Source organism: Halomonas sp. B23F22_10 (assembly GCF_043496975.1).
Lineage (GTDB): Bacteria > Pseudomonadota > Gammaproteobacteria > Pseudomonadales > Halomonadaceae > Halomonas > Halomonas smyrnensis.
In genome coordinates, this window is record NZ_JBIEKF010000002.1 from 531,949 (window position 1) to 553,428 (window position 21,480).

20 protein-coding genes are annotated in these 21,480 nt (G+C 67.0%); 6 read left to right on the plus strand and 14 right to left on the minus strand.

The genetic code is table 11. The annotated features are described in order from the left end of the window. The first annotated feature begins 171 nt into the window (after nucleotides 1-171). On the plus strand, nucleotides 172-1,242 hold the full coding sequence (locus ACGTNF_RS06590; RefSeq protein WP_394601002.1) for a PA0069 family radical SAM protein: 1,071 nt from the start codon (nucleotides 172-174) through the stop codon (nucleotides 1,240-1,242). Between the two features lie 74 nt (nucleotides 1,243-1,316). On the opposite strand, the gene ACGTNF_RS06595 is transcribed toward ACGTNF_RS06590, so the two are convergent. From ACGTNF_RS06595 to ACGTNF_RS06620, 6 genes are all read right to left on the minus strand, one after another. Beyond that, on the minus strand, nucleotides 1,317-2,738 hold the full coding sequence (locus ACGTNF_RS06595) for an amidase (RefSeq protein ID WP_394601003.1): 1,422 nt from the start codon (nucleotides 2,736-2,738) through the stop codon (nucleotides 1,317-1,319). Between the two features lie 7 nt (nucleotides 2,739-2,745). Further along, nucleotides 2,746-4,020, minus strand: coding sequence for a Zn-dependent hydrolase (locus ACGTNF_RS06600; RefSeq protein ID WP_394601004.1), 1,275 nt, complete (start codon nucleotides 4,018-4,020; stop codon nucleotides 2,746-2,748). Nucleotides 4,021-4,064: 44 nt separating this feature from the next. Then, nucleotides 4,065-4,883, minus strand: coding sequence for a FadR/GntR family transcriptional regulator (locus tag ACGTNF_RS06605; protein WP_394601005.1), 819 nt, complete (start codon nucleotides 4,881-4,883; stop codon nucleotides 4,065-4,067). 50 nt (nucleotides 4,884-4,933) lie between these two features. After that, nucleotides 4,934-6,460: a sodium:solute symporter family protein gene (locus tag ACGTNF_RS06610; RefSeq protein ID WP_016853852.1), complete on the minus strand. Its 1,527-nt coding sequence runs from the start codon at nucleotides 6,458-6,460 to the stop codon at nucleotides 4,934-4,936. Beyond that, nucleotides 6,457-6,714: a hypothetical protein gene (locus ACGTNF_RS06615; RefSeq protein WP_394601006.1), complete on the minus strand. Its 258-nt coding sequence runs from the start codon at nucleotides 6,712-6,714 to the stop codon at nucleotides 6,457-6,459. Before ACGTNF_RS06615 ends, ACGTNF_RS06610 begins: the two co-directional genes overlap by 4 nt. 330 nt (nucleotides 6,715-7,044) lie before the next feature. Continuing rightward, nucleotides 7,045-7,965: a LysR family transcriptional regulator gene (locus ACGTNF_RS06620; RefSeq protein ID WP_394601007.1), complete on the minus strand. Its 921-nt coding sequence runs from the start codon at nucleotides 7,963-7,965 to the stop codon at nucleotides 7,045-7,047. Nucleotides 7,966-8,146: 181 nt separating this feature from the next. On the opposite strand from ACGTNF_RS06620, the gene aptA reads away from it, so the two are divergent. From aptA to ACGTNF_RS06640, 4 genes are all read left to right on the plus strand, one after another. Then, nucleotides 8,147-9,490, plus strand: a complete 1,344-nt coding sequence (gene aptA, locus ACGTNF_RS06625; RefSeq protein WP_394601008.1) for an omega-aminotransferase AptA — start codon at nucleotides 8,147-8,149, stop codon at nucleotides 9,488-9,490. A 34-nt stretch (nucleotides 9,491-9,524) separates the two neighbouring features. Then, complete coding sequence (locus tag ACGTNF_RS06630; RefSeq protein ID WP_394601009.1) at nucleotides 9,525-11,015, plus strand: CoA-acylating methylmalonate-semialdehyde dehydrogenase; 1,491 nt, start codon at nucleotides 9,525-9,527, stop codon at nucleotides 11,013-11,015. A 256-nt stretch (nucleotides 11,016-11,271) separates the two neighbouring features. Continuing rightward, on the plus strand, nucleotides 11,272-12,834 hold the full coding sequence (locus tag ACGTNF_RS06635) for a sodium/proline symporter (protein ID WP_394601010.1): 1,563 nt from the start codon (nucleotides 11,272-11,274) through the stop codon (nucleotides 12,832-12,834). Next, the gene (locus tag ACGTNF_RS06640; RefSeq protein ID WP_394601011.1) at nucleotides 12,831-13,358 is read left to right on the plus strand and encodes a hypothetical protein; all 528 of its coding nucleotides are present in this window, start codon (nucleotides 12,831-12,833) and stop codon (nucleotides 13,356-13,358) included. Before ACGTNF_RS06635 ends, ACGTNF_RS06640 begins: the two co-directional genes overlap by 4 nt. A 162-nt stretch (nucleotides 13,359-13,520) precedes the next feature. Here ACGTNF_RS06640 and ACGTNF_RS06645 read toward each other — a convergent pair whose 3' ends face one another. The 8 genes from ACGTNF_RS06645 to ACGTNF_RS06680 all read right to left on the minus strand — a co-directional run bounded on the left by ACGTNF_RS06645 (nucleotide 13,521) and on the right by ACGTNF_RS06680 (nucleotide 20,553). After that, the gene (locus ACGTNF_RS06645) at nucleotides 13,521-14,540 is read right to left on the minus strand and encodes a zinc-dependent alcohol dehydrogenase family protein (protein ID WP_394601012.1); all 1,020 of its coding nucleotides are present in this window, start codon (nucleotides 14,538-14,540) and stop codon (nucleotides 13,521-13,523) included. Nucleotides 14,541-14,735: 195 nt separating this feature from the next. Further along, nucleotides 14,736-15,527, minus strand: a complete 792-nt coding sequence (locus ACGTNF_RS06650) for a DUF2797 domain-containing protein (RefSeq protein ID WP_394601082.1) — start codon at nucleotides 15,525-15,527, stop codon at nucleotides 14,736-14,738. Between the two features lie 31 nt (nucleotides 15,528-15,558). Then, nucleotides 15,559-15,843 (minus strand): YeaC family protein, encoded by a 285-nt coding sequence (locus tag ACGTNF_RS06655; protein ID WP_026068286.1) that lies wholly within the window; start codon nucleotides 15,841-15,843, stop codon nucleotides 15,559-15,561. Between the two features lie 186 nt (nucleotides 15,844-16,029). Then, nucleotides 16,030-16,893, minus strand: coding sequence for a rhomboid family intramembrane serine protease (locus tag ACGTNF_RS06660; RefSeq protein WP_394601013.1), 864 nt, complete (start codon nucleotides 16,891-16,893; stop codon nucleotides 16,030-16,032). Nucleotides 16,894-17,070: 177 nt separating this feature from the next. Continuing rightward, a complete protein-coding gene (locus ACGTNF_RS06665) occupies nucleotides 17,071-18,057 on the minus strand; it encodes a metallophosphoesterase (protein ID WP_394601083.1) in 987 nt (328 codons plus the stop codon). A gap of 16 nt (nucleotides 18,058-18,073) precedes the next feature. Further along, the gene (locus ACGTNF_RS06670) at nucleotides 18,074-18,985 is read right to left on the minus strand and encodes an NAD(+) kinase (protein ID WP_394601014.1); all 912 of its coding nucleotides are present in this window, start codon (nucleotides 18,983-18,985) and stop codon (nucleotides 18,074-18,076) included. 64 nt (nucleotides 18,986-19,049) lie between these two features. Next, nucleotides 19,050-19,919 carry an EamA family transporter gene (locus tag ACGTNF_RS06675; RefSeq protein ID WP_394601015.1) on the minus strand — a complete coding sequence of 290 codons (870 nt, stop codon included), beginning with the start codon at nucleotides 19,917-19,919 and terminating at the stop codon, nucleotides 19,050-19,052. A gap of 67 nt (nucleotides 19,920-19,986) precedes the next feature. Next, nucleotides 19,987-20,553 (minus strand): YqaE/Pmp3 family membrane protein, encoded by a 567-nt coding sequence (locus ACGTNF_RS06680; RefSeq protein WP_394601016.1) that lies wholly within the window; start codon nucleotides 20,551-20,553, stop codon nucleotides 19,987-19,989. A gap of 251 nt (nucleotides 20,554-20,804) precedes the next feature. On the opposite strand from ACGTNF_RS06680, the gene ACGTNF_RS06685 reads away from it, so the two are divergent. After that, nucleotides 20,805-21,212 carry a CBS domain-containing protein gene (locus ACGTNF_RS06685; protein WP_016853865.1) on the plus strand — a complete coding sequence of 136 codons (408 nt, stop codon included), beginning with the start codon at nucleotides 20,805-20,807 and terminating at the stop codon, nucleotides 21,210-21,212. The last annotated feature ends 268 nt before the right edge of the window (nucleotides 21,213-21,480 follow it).

Sequence of the window (21,480 nt, forward strand, 5' to 3'; positions counted from 1 at the left end):
GCCTCATCGACACGGCCCTTCCACGACTCGCCCCTGGCATCGCCTGCGCGACGGCAAGGGCGGCGCTCACCAACGTCGAAGCGATCGGTGGCAGACGAGCCCCCGGCCAACGCTTTGTCGTGATGACGGGAGCCACCTATACTGTACATAGATACAGAAAAGGAGCCCGGCATGGCGACGCCTTCCCGAGACGCCCTGGTCCGCAAGGGCCGCGGCGCCACCTTCGATCCCGACAATCGCTTCGCGCCGACGCGGGTCGAGGCCGTGGACGACGGCTGGTGGCAGGATGCCGTGCCCGCACGGCTGGCCACCGAGGTCGCCGAGGAGCGGTCGCGCAGCGCCCTGGCCTGGAACCGTTCGCCGGACCTGCCCTTCGATCGCTCGCTTAACCCCTATCGGGGCTGCGAGCACGGCTGTATCTACTGCTATGCACGCCCCAGCCACGCCTACTGGGACCTCTCCCCCGGGCTCGACTTCGAGACACGGCTGATCGCCCGCCAGGGCCTGGTCGAGCGACTCGAGGAAGAGCTGGCCCATCCCGGCTATGTGTGTCGCCCGATCAACCTGGCCGGCAACACCGATGCCTACCAGCCCCTCGAGGCCGAACGCGGCACCACGAGGCGCCTGCTGGAGAGCCTGCTCGCCTGCCGCCACCCGGTCACCCTGGTGACCAAGGGGGCGCTGATCCTGCGCGACCTGGACCTGCTGGGCGAGCTGGCCCGCCGCCGCCTGGTCAGGGTGCTGGTCAGCCTGACCAGCCTGGACACCGACCTGAAGTGCAGCCTGGAACCACGCGCCGCCTCACCGGCGACGCGCCTGAGGATGATCGACCGGCTGGCCGAGGCCGGCGTGCCGGTAGGCACCCTGATCTCGCCGGTGATTCCGGGGCTGACCGATCACGAGCTGGAGCGGCTGATGGGCGCCGCCAGAGACGCCGGCGCCATGGATGCGCGCTGGATGCTGCTGCGCTTGCCCCGAGAGGTGGCGCCGCTGTTCGAGGACTGGCTGACCCAGCACTACCCCGAGCGCGCGGCCAAGGTGATGAGCCTGGTCCGCCAGTGCCGCGGCGGGCGCGACTACGACGCCCGCTTCGGCCACCGCATGCGCGGCCAGGGCGTGTTCGCCGACCTGCTGGACCAGCGCTTCCGCCAGGCCCACCGGCGGCTTGATTTCCCCGGCCTGCCGTCCCTGGACTGCGCGTCCTTCCGGCCGCCGCGGCGCCAGGGCGAGCTGTTCGAGTAGCGCCAGTCGTATTCGCTCACGCATCACCACGGTAAAGCGATCTCTGCTCACCCGGCCGGGCACGGGCGACCGGATCAGCCCCTGGACCTTCCCGGCAGTGGACAGGGCGGCAGCCGATGTTCCAGCAGACGGGCGGCGTGCAGCACGTTCAGGTCCCGGAAGCGGGGCCCCACCAGGTGCAGGCCCGCCGGCAGGCCCTGGTCATCCAGGCCGCAGGGCAAGGAGGCGGCGGGCTGCTGGGTGAGGTTGAAGGGGTAGCTGAAGGGCGTCCAGTCCATCCAGTCCCGGTAAGGTCCCTCCGGCGGCACATTGTGGCCCGCCTCGAAGGGTGCCAGCGGCAGGGTCGGAGTCACCAGCAGGTCGTATCGCTCGTGGAAGGCCTGCATGCGCGCGACGAGGCGCTCTCGCTCTCGCTGGGCGGCGAGATAGTCGCGCATCGAGATGTCCTGGCCTCGCCGGGCGATATCCAGAAAACCAGGATCCAGGGCCGCCCGCTGTGTCTCATCCAGCCGCTCCAGCGCCTGGCTCGCACCGGCGAACCACAGGGTGTCGAAGATCCTCCGGGGGTCCTCGAAGCCGGGATGCACCTCCTCCACGGTGGCGCCCAGCTCCCGCAACAGCCCGACGGCGCTTCGCACTCGAGCGGCGATATCCGGGGCGACGTTCACATAACCCAGGTCCGGGCTGTAGGCGATTCGCCACCCCTTCAGCGAGGTCGGCGGCTGAGCCAGCCAGTCCTCGGCCCGAGGATTGCCCAGGTAGCCGTCGCGGGCATCCGGCCTTGCCATGACGCTCAGCATCAGGGCACTGTCGGCCGCGGTGCGGGTCATCGGCCCAAGGTGGGACAGGGTGCCCATGGCGCTGGCGGGCCACTGGGGCACCCAGCCGAAGGTGGGCTTGATGCCGAAGGTACCGGTAAAGCCGCAGGGAATACGGATCGAGCCGCCGGCATCGCTGCCCTGGTGCAGCAGGCCCAGGTTCAGGGCCGCCGCCGCGGCCGCGCCGCCCGAGGACCCCCCAGGCGTCAGGCGCGTGTCCCAGGGATTGCGCGTGATGCCGTGCAGGGGATTATCGGTGACCCCCTTCCAGCCGAATTCCGGGGACGTCGTCTTGCCGAGAACCACCGCACCGGCCTCCTTCAGGTGGCGACTGACCGGCGCATCGGTGTCCCAGGGCCCCTGCGGCGAGGTGGTGGTCGAGCCCAGTCGCGTCGGCATGCCCACCGTCAGGGTCAGGTCCTTGATGGTCGTCGGAACGCCATCGAGGGCGCCACAGGGGCGGCCGGCGTGCCAGCGGGCCTCGGAGTCACGAGCGGCGGCCAGGGCCCGCTCGCCATCCACATGGGCGAAGGCGTTCACCGCCGGGTTGTCGCGCTCGATGCGTGCCAGGCAATCTTCTGTCAGCTCGACGGGCGAGAGGGCGCCACGCCGAAACAACGCCAGGGCCTCGCTGGCGCTCAGCTCGGCAAGCTCGGTGGGTGAGTCGGTGGTCGTCATGGGCACGTCACTCCTCCTCGCTCGAGACAACGACCGCCTGTTCCAGCATGGCATGCAACAGGACGTTACAGCCGTCATGCAGGTCCTCCGGGGTGGCGTTCTCGCTCTCGTTGTGGCTGATGCCGTTCTCGCAGGGCACGAAGATCATCCCGGCTGGCGCGACACGCCCCAGGAAGATGGCGTCGTGGCCGGCGCCGCTGACGACCTCCAGGTGCGAGCAACCGAGCCGCTCGGCGGCATGGCGCACCGCCTCAACGCAGCCATCGGCGAAACGCTCGGGGGCGAAATCAGCGGTCGGCGTGAGCTCGGCGTCCAGGCCATGGCGCCGGCTCGTCTCGTCCACCACTCGGCGCAGTTCGTCGGTCATGCGCGCCAGCGTCCCGGGGTCGAGGTGACGCAGGTCGATGGTCATTCGGACCTCGCCGGGAATGACGTTGCGCGAGCCGGGATGCAGCTGCAGCGAGCCGACGGTGCCACGGCCATGGGGCTGATGGGCATTGGCGATGCGGTTGACGGCCTGGGTGATCTCGGCGGCGCCCAGCATGGCATCGCGACGCAGGTCCATGGGCGTGGGGCCGGCATGAGCCTCCTGGCCGGTGAGCCTGAGGTCGAACCATTTCTGCCCCAGGGCCCCGATCACCACCCCCACGGTGTTGCCGGTATCCTCGAGGATCGGTCCCTGCTCGATATGCGCCTCGAAGAAGGCCTTGATAGCCCCGTGGTCCACGCGGTCGTCCCCGCGGTAGCCGATGGCTCCCAGGGCCTCATCGACGCGGACGCCATCGTCATCGACCTGGGCCAACATCTCGTCCAGCGACAGCTGCCCGGTGAACACCCCCGACCCCATCATGCAGGGCGGGAACCGGCAGCCCTCCTCGTTGGTCCAGACGACCACCTCGACCGGCGCCTCGGTCTGGACGCCATGGCGGTTGAGGGTACGAATGACCTCGAGCCCGGCCAGCACTCCATAGCAGCCATCGAACTTGCCGCCGGTGGGCTGCGTGTCGATATGGCTGCCGGTCATCACCACCGGGCTATTCGGGTCCCGCCCCGGACGTCGGGCGAAGATGTTGCCGATGGCATCGACACGAATGCTCAAGCCTTCGTCCCGGCACCAGCGAATGAACAGGTCGCGGGCCTGGCGATCCAGCTCGGTGAGGGCCTGGCGATTGACGCCTCCCTTGGGGGTCGCCCCCAGGCTGGCGAGCTCCATCAAGGCCTGCCAGAGGCCTTCGCGATCGGTGCGCAGTGTCTCAACGGCGTCGAGTTGGGCGATAGTCATGCATGTTCCTCGTTGTCATTGTGATGGGCAATCGGGGCGCGACCTCAGCGCGTCGGATCGACGAGCCGCCGCAGGGGCGAGGCATCGGCTACGGTGGCGAGAGCGTCCTGGGAAATCAGCATCTGGTCGGCCACTTCCGCCTCCAGGGCCGACATGTGGAACTCGGCATCGCGCATGTGCTCGTCCATCAGCCGCCGCACCCGCTCGACGTCCTCGGCACGGAAGGCCTCGACCAGCTCCTGGTGATAGCGGTGATTGGCCTCATCGAACTGCTTGCGCTCGGGCAAGTAGGCCTTCTTGACCACCACCAGATCGCGCAGCATGTCGTTGAGGAAGCGGCACATGAAGGCCAGCAGCGGGTTGGGACAGGCTCGGGCCAACAGGTTGTGGAACTCCAGTTCGAGGAATCGCTGGCGTCGCTGATCTTCTTCGCCCAGCTGATGGCATTCGCACGCCGTCATGTTGTCCTCCAGGCGGGTCAGCGCTTCCTCGTTCAACCGGCCGACGACGGAGACCGCCATCTCCACCTCCAGCAAGCGGCGCAGCTGATAGACCTGATGGCCATCCAGCGACCGGAAATGCAGGAAGTTACGCAGCATGCGACTGGCCGGCTCCATGCTCGGCGTGCGCAGGATGGCGCCGCCACCTGGCCCGGTCTTGAGGGCGATCAGGCCTTCCACCTCGAGGATCTTGAGAGCCTCGCGCACGGTTCCCTTGGCGCATCCATAGAGTTCCATCAGGGTCTTCTCGTTGGGCAGGCGGTCGCCCTCTGTCAGTCCCTCGGTGGCGATCCAGCGCTTGATATCATCGCTGATCAGCTCGGCCAGCTTCTGGCGACGACGCGGGGATGGCGTCTGACTCATGCAAGATTCCTTGTGATATGGGGCCTGCCGTCAGGCCCCTGGCTATGGGATCAGCGGGTCGAGACGGCCTCGCCGGCAGCATGGCCTTCGTCTTCGAGACGTTCCGGGTGGAACTCGGCGTCGTAGTCCCGGCGCGCCTCGGCGAAGCGCTCGACCACCTCAGGATCGCGGCGCTCCAGCAGCAGGCTCAGGCCGACGAACAGCCCACCGTTGACCAACAGCCCCCAGATGCCGGCGTGCAGGCCGAGAGGATTGCTGACGCTGGCGCCATAGGTGAGGACCAGCACGCTGGCGACACCGCCGATCAGCCCCCAGAAGGCGGCCATGGGGTGCGCCCGGCGCCAGGTGATGGCCCCGAGGGTAGGCACGATCAACTGGGCGGTGCCGGCCAAGGCGGCGATGCCGATGGTCACCAGCAGACCGGGCACGGTCAGGGCCATGATGTAGGCGGCCAGCGAGAAGCCCACCAGCGACAGCCGGCCCACGGTGACGATGCGAGCCTGAGTCGCCCGACGGTTCACGTAGCGCTGGTAGATGTCCATGGTCACCACCGTGGACACCGCATGGATCTGTGAATTGGCCGTGGACATGGCGGCGGCGGCGCCGGCGGCCATGATCAAGGAGGCCAGCAGGTAGGGGGCATAGTTCATCAGCATGACCGGCAGGATCTGGTCGGCATTTTCCAGGCCCGGCTCGAGCAGCACGCCGGTATAGCCGGTCAGCACCGAGCCGAAGTAGGCCAGGGCGGCGAAGCCCAGCAGGAAGGGCATCAGGTTGAACAGCCGGCCGCTCTTCACCGAGTACATGCGCAGCCAGATCTGCGGTCCCATGAAGGCGCCGATGGCCACGATGACGAACAGCGAGAACCACATGCTGTAGCCCATGTTGCCGTTGGGCCCCGGCAGGGTCAGGTGTGCGGGCGACGACTGCTGCAACTGGGCGAACATCGCCGCGGGCCCTCCCACCTGGCCGGAGATGTAATAGCCGGCGAACATCATGCCGAAGAACAACAGGGCGCCGTAGATCACGTCCGTCCAGGCGATGGCGCGAATCCCGCCGATCCAGACATAGACGATGATGATGAAGTAGAACAGCAGGGCGGCGAGCCAGAAGGGCACGACCCCGCCGGAGGCGACCTCGATGAGGTAGGCCCCGCCGGTCAGCTGGATCTGCAGGTAGGGCACGGTGAACACCAGGGTGATCACGGCGACCAGGACGCGCAGGGCCTCGCTGTTGTAGAAGTCGCCCATCAGGTCGGAGGGCGTCAGATAGTCGAAACGCTTGCCCAAGAACCAGACCCGCTTGCCGATCCAGTAGTACATGAAGCCGAACAGCAGGTTCCACGCCAGGGCCGTCAAGTAGACGGGGCCACTGGTGTAGAAGGTGGCATTGGATCCCAGGAAGGCGAAGGCGCTCCACCAGGTGGCGGCCACCGTGAAGAACACGGCGATGCTGCCCATGGCACGGCCCTGGACGAAGAAGTCCTCGCTGGTGTCCTGGGACTGCCGTGACGAGACGACGCCCACGATCAACGGGATGATCATGAAGGCGGCGATGATCAGGATGCTACCGGTCATGATGCGGCCTCCTCGACGCGGGGACGGGCACTCGGCGCGGGGCTGCTGCTCCCCCAGTGAGTGAGATAGGCCACCAGGAACAGGGCGGTGAGAAAGGCCCACCAGCCGAGGCTCCAGAGCAGCAAGAAGGGTATGCCCATGACCATGGGCTCGATCTGGTTGGCCACCAGGATCATCGGACTCTCGAGCATCACGAAGCCCAGCAACATGCCGCCGTAGATGGCGAGCTTCCGAGAGCGGAAGGTCTTTCTCATCGTGTATCCCCTTGTTCTGGTTGGATGGGACGGTGCGACCCCGATGGCCATGGCCGGTCGGGAGGGATCATGCAGGCGATGAATCAATTATTGTATTTATACGAATAAATATAACAGTTAGTCGCTCCCCCCATCCCTTGTCAAGCAGGATGTGCTCAGGCAGGCGTGGCTCGAGGATCTGACCGCCCGGCCACGGAGACACCACGCCGACTCCCGGTGAAGCGCCCGAAAGCGATGAATTCGGCCCCGGATACCCCAGCCAACGAGTCCAGATGCCCGGCTTGAGATGCCCTTCTGCCCTGCCAGGGTGACCACCGAACGACGGCGATCTCACTGCCTCACCAAACGCCCCAACTCCTCGAGGTAGCTCTCCAGCACCAGGTTGGGCGGCGCCCCCTTGCGGGTAATCGCGCTGTAACGGGTGACATAGCGGCAGGTCTCGGGATTCAGCGCCCGCATTCGCCCGTCTCGCCCCCAGCGCTCGGCGTAATGGGTCGGCAGGTAGCCGATGTAACGGCCGGACAGGATCAAGAAGGCGATGCCTTCGCGATCGGTGGCCGAGGCGGTCGCCCTGAGCGGCTCATGCAGCGCCTTGATCTCCGGCGCCTGGGCGTAGGCCGGCACCACGGCATCGCAGTCGGCCAGCCGCTCCCGCGTCGCCTCGCCGGCCTCGAACAGCGGATGACCCGCTGCGCAATACAGCCGGGAGTGCTCCTCGTAGAGCGGCAGATACTCGAGGCCGGGCAGGGTCTTGAGCGCCGGAATCACGCCGGTATGCAGGCGGCCGTCCAGCACCGCCAGCTCGATATCGCTGGGCGGAATCATGCGGATGTTGATGTGCACCTCGGGCCCGCGCTCCTTGAGCGCGCTGAGCGCATCGGTGATGTGCATCTCCGGCATGGTCACCAGGTTGTCGGTGATGCCGATGTTGAGCTCGCCCTTGAGCCGGGCATGCAGGCCATTGACCCGGGTGCGAAACCCTTCCACTGCGGCCTGCAGCTGCAGGGTGGCCTCATAGACCTCGGCGCCTTCGTCGGTCAGGGCGAAGCCGCTGCGGCCGCGCTGGCAGAGCCGCAGGCCGAGCCGCGCCTCCAGATCGTTCATGGCCATGCTGATCGCCGCGCGGCTGATGTTGAGCTCCACCTCGGCGGCGGAAAACCCGCCGCATTCCACGACCTTGCGGTATATACGCAGCAGGCGCAGATCGGCATCGCTGGGCTGGCCCGACAGGGCCTGTTTGCGGGTCGGCATGGCACGGCTCTCCGGTCGAGGACGTTCGTCGTGGAGGGGATCGGACATCGAGGCAAAAGTTAACCAAATACTTTCATGAGATTAAAGATATCCAGATTTAACTTATCAACTCGCGGACCTACCTTTGCCTTGCCACGACCCGCAACGACCTGAAAACGGCCTATCGACGAGGGGTGCCACCATGCCGGTTCGAGACGACTCACACATCGCGGGCCTGAGCCCGGAGCAGTTGGATGCCTACTGGATGCCCTATACCGGCAATCGCCAGTTCAAGCGCGACCCGCGCATCATCACCGGCGCCCGGGGCAGCTATCTCACCGACGCCGAGGGACGACGCGTGTTCGACGGCCTCTCGGGGCTGTGGACCTGCGGCGCCGGCCATTGCCGCCCCGAGATCGCCGAGGCGGTCAGCCGTCAGCTCGGCGAGCTGGATTACGCCCCGGCCTTCCAGTACGGCCACCCCAAGGCCTTCGAGCTGGCCCATCGGATCCGCGAGCTGACGCCCGAGGGACTGGACCAGGTGTTCTTCACCGGCTCCGGTTCGGAGAGCGCCGATACCGCGCTGAAGATCGCCCGCGCCTACTGGCGCAAGAAGGGCAAGGCGACCAAGACCAAGCTGATCGGTCGCTCCAAGGGCTATCATGGCGTCAACTTCGGCGGCTTCAGCCTGGGCGGCATCGGCGCCAACCGCACCCTGTTCGGCCAGGGCGTGGATGCCGACCACCTGCCCCATACCCTGCTCAAGGACAACGCCTTCACCCGAGGCATGCCGGAACACGGCGCCGAACGGGCCGACGAGCTGCTGGAACTGATCGCCCTGCACGACGCCTCCAACATCGCCGCGGTGATCGTAGAGCCGCTGGCCGGCTCCGCCGGGGTGATCCCGCCGCCCAAGGGATATCTCAAGCGCCTGCGCGAGATCTGCGATCAGCACGACATCCTGCTGATCTTCGACGAGGTGATCACCGGCTTCGGCCGCATGGGGTCGATGACCGGCGCCGAGGAGTTCGGCGTGGTGCCGGACATGCTGAACGTCGCCAAGCAGCTCACCAACGGCGCGGTGCCCATGGGGGGCGTCGTCGTGAAGGGCGAGATCTACCAGACCTTCATGGAACAGGGCGACCCCGACTACATGATGGAGCTGCCCCACGGCTACACCTATTCGGGCCATCCGGTGGCCTGCGCCGCGGCGCTGGCCTCCCTCGACGTGCTCGAGAACGACCGCCTGGTCGATCGGGTGAAGGAGATGGCGCCGAGCTTCGAGAACGCCCTGCACGGGCTCAAGGGCACGCGCTATATCAGCGACATCCGCAACTACGGCCTCGCCGGCGCCCTGCAGATCGAGCCCTACCCCGGCGAACCGGCCCGGCGCCCCTACGAGATCGCCATGAAGTGCTGGGACAAGGGCTTCTACGTGCGCTACGGCGGCGACACCATCCAGCTCGGCCTGCCCTTCATCGTCGAGCGCGAGGAGATCGACCGACTGATCAATGCCCTGGGCGACGCCATCAATGAACTCGACTGACGCCTTCACCACCACTGCTACCGAGAGGACCTCCATGACTACACTCGGCCATCTGATCAACGGCACCCGGGTCGACGACGACGCGCGTACCCAGGACCTCTACAACCCCTCCACCGGCGAGGTCGCCGGCCGGGTGGCCCTGGCCAGCCGGGCCACCGTCGAGGAGGCCATCGCCGCCGCCCAGGCCGCCTTCCCGGCTTGGCGTGATACCCCGCCGGCCAAGCGGGCCCGCATCATGTACCGCTTCAAGGCACTGCTGGAGCAGAATGCCGATGAGATCTGTCGGCTGATCGGCCAGGAACACGGCAAGATCGTCCACGACGCCAGGGGCGAACTGCAGCGCGGCATCGAGAACATCGAGTACGCCTGCGGCGCGCCGGAACTGCTCAAGGGCGAGTACAGCAAGAACACCGGCCCCGGCATCGATTCCTGGAGCGACTTCCAGCCGCTGGGCGTGGTCGCCGGCATCACGCCGTTCAACTTCCCGGCCATGGTGCCGCTGTGGATGTATCCGATGGCCATCGCCTGCGGCAACACCTTCGTGCTCAAGCCCTCAGAGCGCGACCCGACCTCGACGCTCTACATCGCCGAGCTGGCGCTGGAGGCGGGCCTGCCCGCCGGGGTGCTCAACGTGGTCAACGGCGACAAGGAAGCCGTCGACACCCTGCTCGACGACGCCCGCGTCCAGGCGGTCAGCTTCGTCGGCTCCACGCCGATCGCCGAGGCCATCTACGCTCGCGCCAGCGCCAACGGCAAGCGCTGCCAGGCGCTCGGCGGCGCCAAGAATCACGCCATCGTGATGCCGGACGCCGACATGGACAACGCGGTCAGCTCGCTGACCGGGGCCGCCTTCGGCTCCTCCGGCGAGCGCTGCATGGCGCTGTCGGTGGCCGTGGCGGTGGGCGACGAGGCCGCCGATGCCCTGATCGCCAAGATGCAGGCTCAGATGACCTCCCTGAGGGTCGGCCCCTTCCATGACGCGGACAACGACTTCGGCCCGGTGATCACCCGGGCGCACCAGGAGAAGGTCTGCGGCTACATCGAGAGCGCCGCCCAGCAGGGCGCCGAGATCGTCGTCGACGGCCGCGGCGTGCGGGTGCCGGGACACGAGAGCGGTTTCTACGTCGGCGGCACCCTGATCGACCGCGTGACGCCGGACATGACCTGCTACCTCGAGGAGATCTTCGGCCCGGTGCTGCTGGTGGTCCGCGTCGACTCCATGGAAGAGGCCATGAAGCTGATCGACGAGCACGAATACGGCAACGGCACCTGCATCTACACCCGCGACGGCGAGGCGGCCCGCTACTTCAGCGATCGCATCCAGGTCGGCATGGTCGGCATCAACGTGCCGCTGCCGGTGCCGGTGTCCTATCACAGCTTCGGCGGCTGGAAGCGCTCGCTGTTCGGCGACCTCTCCGCCTACGGCCCGGACGCCGTGCGCTTCTACACCAGGCGCAAGACCGTCACTCAGCGCTGGCCCTCGACCGGCGTTCGCGAGGGGGCGCAGTTCTCCTTCCCTTCCTGAGGCTCAATGACCCCGCTCTGTGCGGGGTCATCGATAGGCGGAAACATCAACAACAAACAAAGGAGACCTCAATGTTCGGACTACCTCTATCCACTACCTGGCTGGTGATCGGCGTCCCGGTGTTCTGGGTGCTGTACACCTTGGGCTTTCTCTGGGTGACGCGAGGCTGGCCGGGGCTCAAACACTCGGAGACTGATCGCTGAATCAATATGTTCATGGTCGCGACAACAACAACTCGCGTGATTAGGAGAGGGATGTGAACTCGACGGTATTACTGTTTCTTGCCTTGTATTTCATCGCAATGCTGGCGGTAGGGGTGATTTCCATGCGGCGGGGTGGCTCCAGCAGCATGGAGGGCTACTACCTCAGTGGCCGCAACATCGGCCCCCTGGTCACCGCCATGACCATGCAGTCAACCTCGATGAGCGGCTACATGTTCCTGGGGGCCGGCTCCCTCGGCTACACCCAGGGATATCACGGTTTTTGGTATGCCGCCGGTGATATCGGTGGTGGCGTGGTGAACCTCTCGGTGCTCGGGCGACGGATGCGCAAGCTGTCGCAGATCATGGGCGCGCTGACCTCCATTGAGTACCTCGAGAAACGCTATCCCAGCAAGTGGGTACGGCTGATCGCCGCCAGCCTGTCCGTCTTTCTGCTGGGGGCCTATGTGCTGGCCCAATTCATCGCCGGCGGCAAGGGCCTGGAGCTGGTGACGGGCCTGCCCTACGAGGCGGCACTTTCGATCGCCGTGGCCGTCATCCTCGCCTATACCCTGATGGGAGGCTATGGCGCGGTGGCCTATACGGACCTGCTACAAAGCTTTGTGATGATCATCGGAATCGTCTGGATCCTGATCGCCACTTTGAAAGAGGTGGGCGGCCTGACGGCCGCCAACGAGGCCATTGCTGCCCTCGATCCAACGCTGCTCAGCGTCTGGGGACGGGGCCTAGCCTACGAGGGGCAGTGGGGAATCGTGCTCGGCGCCTTGCTGATATTCTCCATCGGCTACATGGGCTGGCCTCACGTCGTGACCCGTCACATGGCGATGCGCAACCCCTTCCATGCTCGTCGCGCCGGGGTCTACTCTACCCTATGGAACCTAGTCTTCGTCAGTGCGCCCTATATCCTGGGCACTTTGGCCATCCTGGCGCTGCCCGATCTCGACGATCCCGAACAGGCCATCTTCGCCCTGGCGCAGAATCTGCTGCCTGCCGCGGTGGTAGGTATCGTAATGGCGGCCATCATGGCAGCGATCATGTCCACGGCCGATTCGATCCTGTTGCAGACGGGCAGCATCGCGGCCCGCGACCTCTACGAGCGGTTCATAAACCCGGCCATGGAAGAAAAGCAGATGGTGCGAGTCTCCCAGTTCATCGTACTACTGCTGGGAACGATCTGTGGTGTCGTCGCGCTATTCGAGCCGCCCGCAGTCTTCTCCATTATCGTCTTCACGACCTCAGTGCTGGGTAGTGCCTTCCTGCCGGCCTACGTGGCCGCTGTCTGGTGGCGCAAGGCCAATACACCGGGGGCACTGGCCTCGATGATCGTCGGCAGCGTCGCGGCCTTCGTATGGCAGTATCTGGCGCTGGACGGTGTGACTGGCCTGCATCCCATGCTGGCCGGCGTGGTGCTGTCGAGCCTCTCGATGGTCTCCGTCAGCCTGCTGACCCAGGCTAGCCATCCCGTCCCCGAGCATATCCTGCAGGCAATGGAGGAAACCGCCGAGCTGCGCCCCCTGCCGAGGCCGCTAAAGTCGCAACAGAGCTTCGAGATGGCGCATGAGGCGCTGACCCTCAAAGCTAGAGAGCGCATGGCATGAGCGAGGCATTGGCATTGGGGTGCACAGTGTGGAACACCGCGGGTCACAAGGACGCCTGGCTCAAGGCTAGGCTTCCCCTCGAGGGCCTCGAGCGCCGAGTCATGGGGATCGAGCCGGCGCTGAGCATCCACGCCGCCCAAGCAGTCGGCTTTCCCTATCTGCTTTGCCTGTACCGTTGGGAGACACGCCGTTTGGGCATGCGGCGCCAGGAGTTGATGAGCTGCCTAGTGGATCGCTGTCAGGGGGTCAGCACCACCCTGGAAGATGTCGAGTTCGGAGATCCTTTGGCCTCGGCGGCACTGCCGTCGCCCGAGCTCGACACACCGCCCCTCGAGCGCAAAGCGCGCCACCATGTCATGCAGGTGCGCCGTCACCGGTTGAAACGCCGCGGTGCGACACGGCTCGAACTGGTGCGTTGCCAGGCCGTCAGAAAACCCTTGTGGCTTGTCACTGGGCATCACGCCCAGCATGGCGAGCTTGAACTGTTGATCGATGGCATCAATGGCGGCTATTACCTGATGTGAGATTTAGGCGAGCACGACATTCAACCGTGCCAAACCTGAACGTCAATCCCCCCAACAGCCGAATCGGATCATCCGATTCGGCTGTTTTCCTCGTGGGCCATGCACAGAGCGTCGCGCGCCATGAGCTCCCCCAGACGGAGTGCCCCGGCGCCGACATCGACGCTAGGGAATCAACACGGCGGCGCCGGACAGGCGCCCGGCACGCAGATTGTCGAGGGCGCGATTGGCGTCTTCCAGCGGATAGGCGACGGTCTCGGTGCGGATCGGCACCTGAGGCGCCAGGGCGAGAAACTCCTCGCCGTCGCGGCGGGTGAGATTGGCCACCGACCTGACGCTGCGTTCCTGCCACAGCAGCCGGTAGGGAAAGGACGGGATATCGCTCATGTGGATGCCGCCGGAGACCACGGTGCCGCCGGGGCGCACGTGGGACAGCGCGATCGGCACCAGCTCGCCCACCGGAGCGAACAGCAGGGCGGCATCCAGCGGCTCGGGGGGAGTCTCGTCGCTGCCGCCCGCCCAGGCGGCACCGAGGCGCCGGGCGAAGGCCTGGGCCTCGCGGTCGCCGGGGCGGGTGAAGGCGTAGAGGATCTGGCCACGGGAGTGCGCCAGCTGGGCCAGGATATGCGCCGCGGCGCCGAAGCCATAGAGGCCCAGCCGGCGAGGTTCGTCGCCGCCGGCCAGCCGCCAGGTGCGATAGCCGATCAGGCCCGCGCACAGCAGCGGCGCGGCGGCCCGGGCATCATCGACGCCGAGCGCGAAGCAGTAGCGGGCGTCGGCCACGCAGTACTCGGCGTAGCCGCCGTCGCGGGTGTAACCGGTGAACTCGGCGCGCTCGCAGAGGTTCTCGCGCCCGGCCCGGCAGGGCTCGCACACGCCGCAGGTCCAGCCCAGCCAGGGCACGCCGACCCGCTGGCCTCTTTCAAGCCCTGTCTCGAGCCCGGTCTCAAGCCCAGCGACGCCCTCCCCCAGCGCATCCACCTCGCCGACGATCTCGTGGCCGGGCACCAGCGGCAGCCGGGGATGCTCGAGCTCGCCGTCGACCACGTGCAGATCGGTGCGGCATACCCCGCAGGCCAGCACCCGGACCCTGACCTCGCCGGGGCCGGGCTCTGGAATCGACACGCGCTCGAGGCGCAGCGGCTGGTTCGCGGCGTGCAGGCGCATGGCGCGCATCTCGCTCATGGCAGGCTCCTCGTGCGGCTCACCTCCCGAGCATAGCGCAGCCACACATACCCCTCGGCCTTAGCGAGGTCTGAAAAGTCGGCGAGCGAAGGCTAGACAAGGCGAAAATCAGAGAAAGGCCGGAGTTTACGAGTCGTAAATGAGGACCTTGAGCTGATTTTTAACGCCGTATAGCCGAGCGCAGACACTTTTCACCTAGGCTTCGACCGTGACCTCGTAGCCCGTAAACTTGCGCAGGTTGATCACGCCGCTGTCGAGAATCAGGTACTGGCCCTTGATGCCGAGCAGGGTGCCCGCGACCTCGGGCTGCTTGTCGAAGTTGTGGGAGACCACCTTGGTGGGATGCTCGAGCACCGGGTACTCGAAGGCCCTGGGCGCGGCGTCGACCTCGCGGATGGCGTCATGACCGAAGCGCTCGCGCAGTTCGAGCAGCCCCGGCGCGAGGCGTTCGAGCAGGCGGTCGCGCTCGCCGGGAAGATCCAGCTCCATGGCCTCGCCCTTGAGCATGGCGCGCCAGTTGGTGCGATCCGAGACCTCGTTCTTGAACAGCACCTCGACGAAGCCGGACTGCTGACGGGTATCGACCTCGAGGATCGGCAGCGCCTGGACGGCGCCCTGGTCGAGCCAGCGGGTCGGCACCTGGGTATCACGGGTGATGCCGACCTTGAGCCCGGAGGCGTTGGCCAGATACACCACGTGCGGCCGGAAGCAGTGGGTCTCGCCCCAGCTCGGCTCGCGGCAGGTGCCCTGGAAGTAGTGGCACTGCTCGGGCTTCATGATGCAGCTGTCGCAGCGGGCGAGCCTCTTGAAGCAGGGATAGCAGTGGCCCTGGCCGAAGCTCTTCTTCGTCGCCCGACCGCAGTGGGTGCAGGCGATGGCGCCGCTCCAGGTCAGCCGCAGCGGCCGACCGAGCCGGGCATTGAGGTCGAGGCGCTCGTCGCCGGCGCGCAGCGTGTAGCGCACCGGGGCGCCCGGCTCGACGGCCATCTTGGTCAGACAGCCCGTCAGGACGACGGCATCAGTCACGGCCGACGTCCCGACCGAGACCGGCCTGCTCCGGCGATACGCCGGCGCCGCTGCTGTCGGCGCCGCAGGTACGACGTTCCAGATAGCCGACGCGCTCCTCGGCGGGCACGTTGTGCTCGGCTTCGAAGCGCATCACCGCCTCGAGGCACAGCTCGGTCTGCTCGGCCGTCAGGAAGCGGCCGTCCGGCCACTTGCGCAGGGCCACCGCCTGCTTGAGGCTCTCGTAGATGGCCGGCGTCATCTGCTGGATCATGCGCTCGAAGGTCATATCGCTCATGGCGGAATCTCTCGGAAGAAACGGGTCGGACGAGACAGGTCATTCACTTGAGGCGTCTCTGAACTCGCAAAAGTCGGCGAGCGAAGGCTAGACAAGGCAAAAATCGGCGCAAAGCCGGAGTTTACGCGCCGTAAATGAACACTTTAAGCCGATTTTTAACGACGCATAGCCGAGCTCAGTCACTTTTCAGCGCGACTTGGCGCGACGGGAATGATACCAGCCCAATGCCAGCCCCACGACCAGCCCGCCCAGGTGCGCCTCGTTGGCCACGTTGCCGAAGCCGAACAGCTCGGCCACGTCGGTCATGGTGAAGACCATCCAGCCGAGCATGAACACGACCAGCATCTGGGGCACGAAGAAGCCGTCGCCCGGGCGCCGCCGCGACATCAGCCAGACGTAGCCGAGCAGCGCGAAGTCGACGCCCGACATGCCGCCGAACAGCACCGTGCCGGTGGCGTACTGGGCCAGGTTGCCGCCGATGCCGGCGGCCAGCAGCAGCGTCAGCATGCGCCCGCGGCCGTGAAAGGCCTCGACCTGGCGGCCGAAATACCACAGCCACAGCATGTTGAAGACCAGATGCATCCAGCCGAAGTGCAGGAAGGCCGGCGACAGCAGCCGCCACACCTGGCCGGAGGCCAGCGTCTCGCCCAGCTCGCCGAAGACCAGCTGCCCCCCCGACACTCCCACCGGAACGATGGTCAGGGCCGCGGTCACCAGATCACCCAGCACGCTCATCAGCGCGAACACCACCAGGCAAACCGCCATGGCGCCGGCGGTCACCGGCGCCTGGCGGAACGGGGCCAGCCAGCCCGGCAACCCGGCCCCGGCGCGGCGCATGCGGCGCGTCTTGCCGCCCTCGGGCATCAGCGGTTCACCGCGCTGCCAGCGCATCACCAGGCGCTGCATGGCATCGCGCTGCTGGGGATCGACCAGCCACAGCACCTGGCCCTCTTCCTCGTCGGTGAAGAAGTGGCCGATGCGTTCGGCCCACAGGGCCTTGCGCAGCTCGCGGGTGTCGGTGTCACGGGGCAGCAGCATCACCCGATACATGGCATCTCCTCAGGGCGAATCAGGTGGGCGAACCGCGCCGGCCGAGCACACAAAGAAAAAGTCCGGCGGAGGGGGCCGCCGGACAAGAGCAAGGGATCGTTCAAGGGAACACTTACTCAGATGGCCCGACGGGCGACAAGTTCGCAACGTTGCTCGAGTTTTAGGTAACGTTTTGTATCAGTCGAAATCGATTTCCCAGGGCTGCGGTCGGGCCTGCTCTTCCCGGGGCACGCGAATCCAGACGAAACGGTCGGCATCGAGCCGCGCCTCGCCGCTCCAGCGATAGGCCACCAGACGGCCGAACTTCACCGCGCTGTAGTCCAGGCAGGCGATGTTGGGCGCCGGCAGCGCCGGAATGCCCTCGCACCAGTAGTGGCCGATGAACAGCGGCGGCTCGTCGGGACCGTAGTGCGTCAGGCGCGCCGCCTCGGCCTCGCTCAGCGGGCGCAGTTCCAGGTCACCCGGCAGGTTGTCGGGCTGGAACACCACGTCGCCCCAGGTGCGGGGCCGATGCGCCCAGAAATGGGCGCGGAAGCTGCGCCGGGTGAAACCGTCGCCGGACTGGATCTGCACGCCCTCGGGCAGCGTGATGTGGCTGCCGCGGGTGAGGCGGTCGAGGATCTCGAACTCGCGGGTGCCGTGGCGCACGGCGGCGGTCAGGAAATCGAGGTCGATGCGACCGTCCGGGCGCGAGACGCGCAGCTCGTCGATCCGCGGCTGATCCCAGCAGGCGTGCACCACCCGCAGGCCGTCGAGCTCCAGGAACAGCGGAATGTCGAGGAACCAGGCCAGCGTCTCTTCCCACTCCTGGGGATGATCGCGGTACTGTTCGAGGGTCTCGCGCACGATGCGGTTGTGACGCGGGGTGTGCTCGCGCAGCCACTCGCGGCCCAGCTCGGCGGGGGCGCGATGGTGGTAGGCCAGGGCGTTGATCTCGTGGTTGCCCATCACGATCAGCGCCTCACCCTCCTCTACCATGCGCCGCGCAATGGTCACGGCGAGGCGAATGCGCGGGCCGCGGTCGATGAGGTCGCCGAGGAAGATCACCTTGCGCCGCGGATGGCGATAGACGCCGCCGCGCTGGTGATAGCCGAGGCGTTCGAGCAGGGCCGCCAGCGTCGCGCCACAGCCGTGCACGTCGCCGATCAGGTCGTAGCCTTCCAGGGGCGCTGTGCTCACCTCAGTCTCCCAGGCGGTTGCTCCAGCCCAGCTTGCTGCGCAGGACCTCGTAGAAATTGTGCCCCATCGGGTGAACGAGCTGCACGCGTTGCGGCTTGCGGCGGATCACCAGCACGTCGTCGGGCTTGGCCACGGCGCGGGTCTGGCCGTCGCAGCTGATGTGCGGGTAGGTCTGGTTGGTCTCGCCGATGTGGATGCGGATCTCGCTGGCCGCGTCGACGGCGATCGGCCGGCTCGACAGCGTGTGCGGGAACATCGGCACCAGCGTCACGACCTCCAGCCGTGGATGCATGATCGGCCCGCCGCCTGACAGCGCATAAGCCGTGGAGCCGGTGGGCGTGGCGATGATCAGGCCGTCGCTGCGCTGGCTGTGCACGAACTGGTCGTCGATGAACAGCTCGAACTCGATCATGCGCACCGCCTTGCCGGGGTGCAGTACCACCTCGTTCAGGGCGTCGCCGTCGCCGACCAGTGCGCCGTCGCGGTAGAGCTCGGCGTCGAGCAGGAAACGCTCCTCGAGCTCGTACTGGCCGGCCAGCACCTCCCCGACGCGCTCCTCGAGCTCGTCGGGGGAGATATCGGTGAGAAAGCCCAGCCGGCCGCGGTTGACGCCCAGCACCAGGGTGCCGCTGTGGCACAGGGTGCGGGCGGCGCCGAGCAGGCTGCCGTCGCCGCCGACCACGATCACCAGATCGCACAGTTCGCCCAGGCGGCGGCGGCTGGCCTCGGGATGGCCATGGCCGAGCAGCACGGTGGCGGTGCGATCCTCGAGGATGACGTGATAACCGGCGTCGTCGAGGAAGCGGCTCAGCCGCTTGAGGGTCTCGACCACCTTGGCGCTGCCCAGGCGGCCGATCAGGCCGATGTTCTTGAAAGCCTGCTTCTTGGAGGCCTGATGATTGGAGGCGTGCATGAGCGGGTCCTTCGCGTCGCGACGGCTCATTATGGCGACTGGCTGGCGGCCGGGCAAACCGCCTTCAGGCGCTGCGTGGAGCGTGACGGCGCTGCCACCACTCGTTGATCAGCAGCGAGGCCAGGATGATGGCCCCACCCAGCGCCAGGCGCGGCAGGTCGGCGTCGCGATTCCAGATCAGCAGGTTGACCAGCAGGCCCGCGGGCACCAGGGCGTTGTTCATGACCGCCAGCGCGCCGGCATCGACCCGGGTCGCGCCGAGGTTCCACAGGAAGTAGCCCACGCCCGAGGCCACCAGCCCCAGCCACAGCAGCACGCCCCACTGCAGCGGCGTGGCGGGCAGCGCCGAGGCGTCGCCCCAGAGCAGGAAGGCCGGCAGCGCCACGACCGCGGCGCCCAGGTAGAACCAACCGAACACCGAGAGACGCGGCAGCTCGGCGGGCAGCCCGGCCGAGAGCCGGCGATAGCCGACCTGGCCCAGCGCGAAGCACAGGTTGGCGCCCTGGACCACCAGGAAGCCCGCCCAGTAGCCGCCGTCCAGGCCGCGATAGCGGATCACCGCCGCGCCCAGCACCGCCATCCCCGCCGTCAGCAGGTGAAACGGCGAGAAGCGCCGGAACATCAGGTCGTCGAGCACGGCGATGTACAGCGGCGTGAGCACCGTGAAGAGCAGCACCTCGGGCACCGAGAGCAGCAGGAAAGACTGATAGAAGAAGATGTACATCACGCCAAGCTGCACGGCGCCGAGCCCCATCAGGGCCAGGCGCTGGCGGCCGCGCAGCAGGCGCGGACGCAGCAGGGGCAGAAACAGCAGGGCCGCCAGCAGGATGCGGGTCATCACCGAGAAATAGCTGTCGACCTGGCCGGCCAGGTAGGCGCCGATCAACGAAAACGATAACGCCCAGAGGACGGTGATGCCGACGAGATAGCCCAAGGTTCCACTCCATTTGGAAAAGCGAGGCGCCGAGGATTATACCGGCGGCATCCGGCCTGCCAAGCGCTCAGCCGCGCGGCGCCTTCCGCAGGACGTGCAGCGCATAGGCCGCGCCGGGCAACCAGCCGAGCAGCGTCAGCCCCAGGGCGATCCACACACGACGCGAGCCGCCGCCGGCCAGCCCCATCGCCAGCGGCGGCAGCAGCACCGCCAGCGCCACCAGGGCGGCGAAGGGCTCGGCGCGGCCGGCCGATGCTGCCGGGGAAGCCGACTCCGGCACCGGCGGCGTGGCCGGTGCCGCGTCCGGTCGGGCGGGCTCGCTCGACGCCGCGGTCGGCGCCTCCGGGGTCCACTGGCCGACCTCGGTGGCCGCGGGCTGCGCGGGGCTCGGCTCATGCTCCAGGGCCTGACGATGGGCCTCGTGATCGATCTTCTGCTCCAGATCGTCGGCGCCGTCGGCGAGCTCGTCGTGATAGCGCTCCCAGTCCTCCCAGTCGTGAGGCGTCCCCGCCCGGGGACGATGATCCCCGGACTCCCGGGCACGCTCCCAGGCCTTCTCTTCCAGGGTATTGGGGCGTTCGCGGTCTCGCTCGCCGTCCAGCCCCTTGCGGGCCAGGTATTCACGGGCATCCATGGCGGCTCTCCATCGTTCGAAAGTGGCGGCATTGTGCCTCATTGGAGCGGCGTCTCAAGGACCGGGTTCCTGACGCAACACCAACCGTTGGTGGCTGCCGGCATGCAGCGCATCGGGAGTCGGCTATGATGAACGCGAGACACGCCACGGTCTCCGGCCGACCAGTGGGCGCAGCAGGCAGCAACGACACCGGACGTGCGCCCGGGCCGGGCCACCAGGCACGAGGTTCCACGAGGACGAGGAGAACCGCCATGCCCAGCAAGGCTCCCACCATCGTACGCGAGATCATGTCGCGCGACTGCTATCGGGTCACCGGCAAGACGTCGGCCTCCACCCTGGCCCAGGGCCTGGCCCTGCACCGGCTGCCCGGTGCGCCGGTGGTCGACGAGCGCGACCATCTGATCGGCTTCATCTCCGAACAGGACGTGCTCGGCAAGCTGCTGGAAAGCGCCTACCTCGATGACGAGCCGCCGCTGGTCAGCGAGCTGATGCGCAACGAGGTGCTCTCCGTGGCGCCGTCCAAGAGCATCACCGACCTGGCCCAGGAGATGCTGGGCGCCAAGCCCAAGATCTATCCGGTCACCGAGCAGGGGCGGCTCGTCGGCATCGTGACCCGGCGCGACGTGCTCAGCGCCATTCTGCGCATGCGCCACGCCTGAGCCACCGCTTCCGCCCGCTTCCCGACACCCGGCCCGCCTGGCCGGGTGTCGGCGTCTAGGAGGCACGAAGGCGCATGACGAAGACGGAGGTCATAAAAAACCGCCTCATCGAGGATGAGGCGGTGAAGGATCGAATCGCAAGCTAGATCAACAGTGCTAGCGACTGCCATCGCTACTGTCGTCTGCACCTGTTCTGACAGTGTCGGCAGGAAAAGTTCAGACGGCGACGAAAAAATTCCACGCTACCTATCCGGTGCCCGCTCACGAC

Coding starts and splice junctions, on each gene's coding strand:
- ACGTNF_RS06590 (WP_394601002.1), top strand. CDS start 172: ATGGCGACGCCTTCCCGAGACGCCCTGGTCCGCAAGGGCCGCGGCGCC.
- ACGTNF_RS06595 (WP_394601003.1), bottom strand. CDS start 2,738: ATGACGACCACCGACTCACCCACCGAGCTTGCCGAGCTGAGCGCCAGC.
- ACGTNF_RS06600 (WP_394601004.1), bottom strand. CDS start 4,020: ATGACTATCGCCCAACTCGACGCCGTTGAGACACTGCGCACCGATCGC.
- ACGTNF_RS06605 (WP_394601005.1), bottom strand. CDS start 4,883: ATGAGTCAGACGCCATCCCCGCGTCGTCGCCAGAAGCTGGCCGAGCTG.
- ACGTNF_RS06610 (WP_016853852.1), bottom strand. CDS start 6,460: ATGACCGGTAGCATCCTGATCATCGCCGCCTTCATGATCATCCCGTTG.
- ACGTNF_RS06615 (WP_394601006.1), bottom strand. CDS start 6,714: ATGAGAAAGACCTTCCGCTCTCGGAAGCTCGCCATCTACGGCGGCATG.
- ACGTNF_RS06620 (WP_394601007.1), bottom strand. CDS start 7,965: ATGCCGACCCGCAAACAGGCCCTGTCGGGCCAGCCCAGCGATGCCGAT.
- aptA (WP_394601008.1), top strand. CDS start 8,147: ATGCCGGTTCGAGACGACTCACACATCGCGGGCCTGAGCCCGGAGCAG.
- ACGTNF_RS06630 (WP_394601009.1), top strand. CDS start 9,525: ATGACTACACTCGGCCATCTGATCAACGGCACCCGGGTCGACGACGAC.
- ACGTNF_RS06640 (WP_394601011.1), top strand. CDS start 12,831: ATGAGCGAGGCATTGGCATTGGGGTGCACAGTGTGGAACACCGCGGGT.
- ACGTNF_RS06645 (WP_394601012.1), bottom strand. CDS start 14,540: ATGAGCGAGATGCGCGCCATGCGCCTGCACGCCGCGAACCAGCCGCTG.
- ACGTNF_RS06650 (WP_394601082.1), bottom strand. CDS start 15,527: ATGGCCGTCGAGCCGGGCGCCCCGGTGCGCTACACGCTGCGCGCCGGC.
- ACGTNF_RS06655 (WP_026068286.1), bottom strand. CDS start 15,843: ATGAGCGATATGACCTTCGAGCGCATGATCCAGCAGATGACGCCGGCC.
- ACGTNF_RS06660 (WP_394601013.1), bottom strand. CDS start 16,893: ATGTATCGGGTGATGCTGCTGCCCCGTGACACCGACACCCGCGAGCTG.
- ACGTNF_RS06670 (WP_394601014.1), bottom strand. CDS start 18,985: ATGCACGCCTCCAATCATCAGGCCTCCAAGAAGCAGGCTTTCAAGAAC.
- ACGTNF_RS06680 (WP_394601016.1), bottom strand. CDS start 20,553: ATGGATGCCCGTGAATACCTGGCCCGCAAGGGGCTGGACGGCGAGCGA.
- ACGTNF_RS06685 (WP_016853865.1), top strand. CDS start 20,805: ATGCCCAGCAAGGCTCCCACCATCGTACGCGAGATCATGTCGCGCGAC.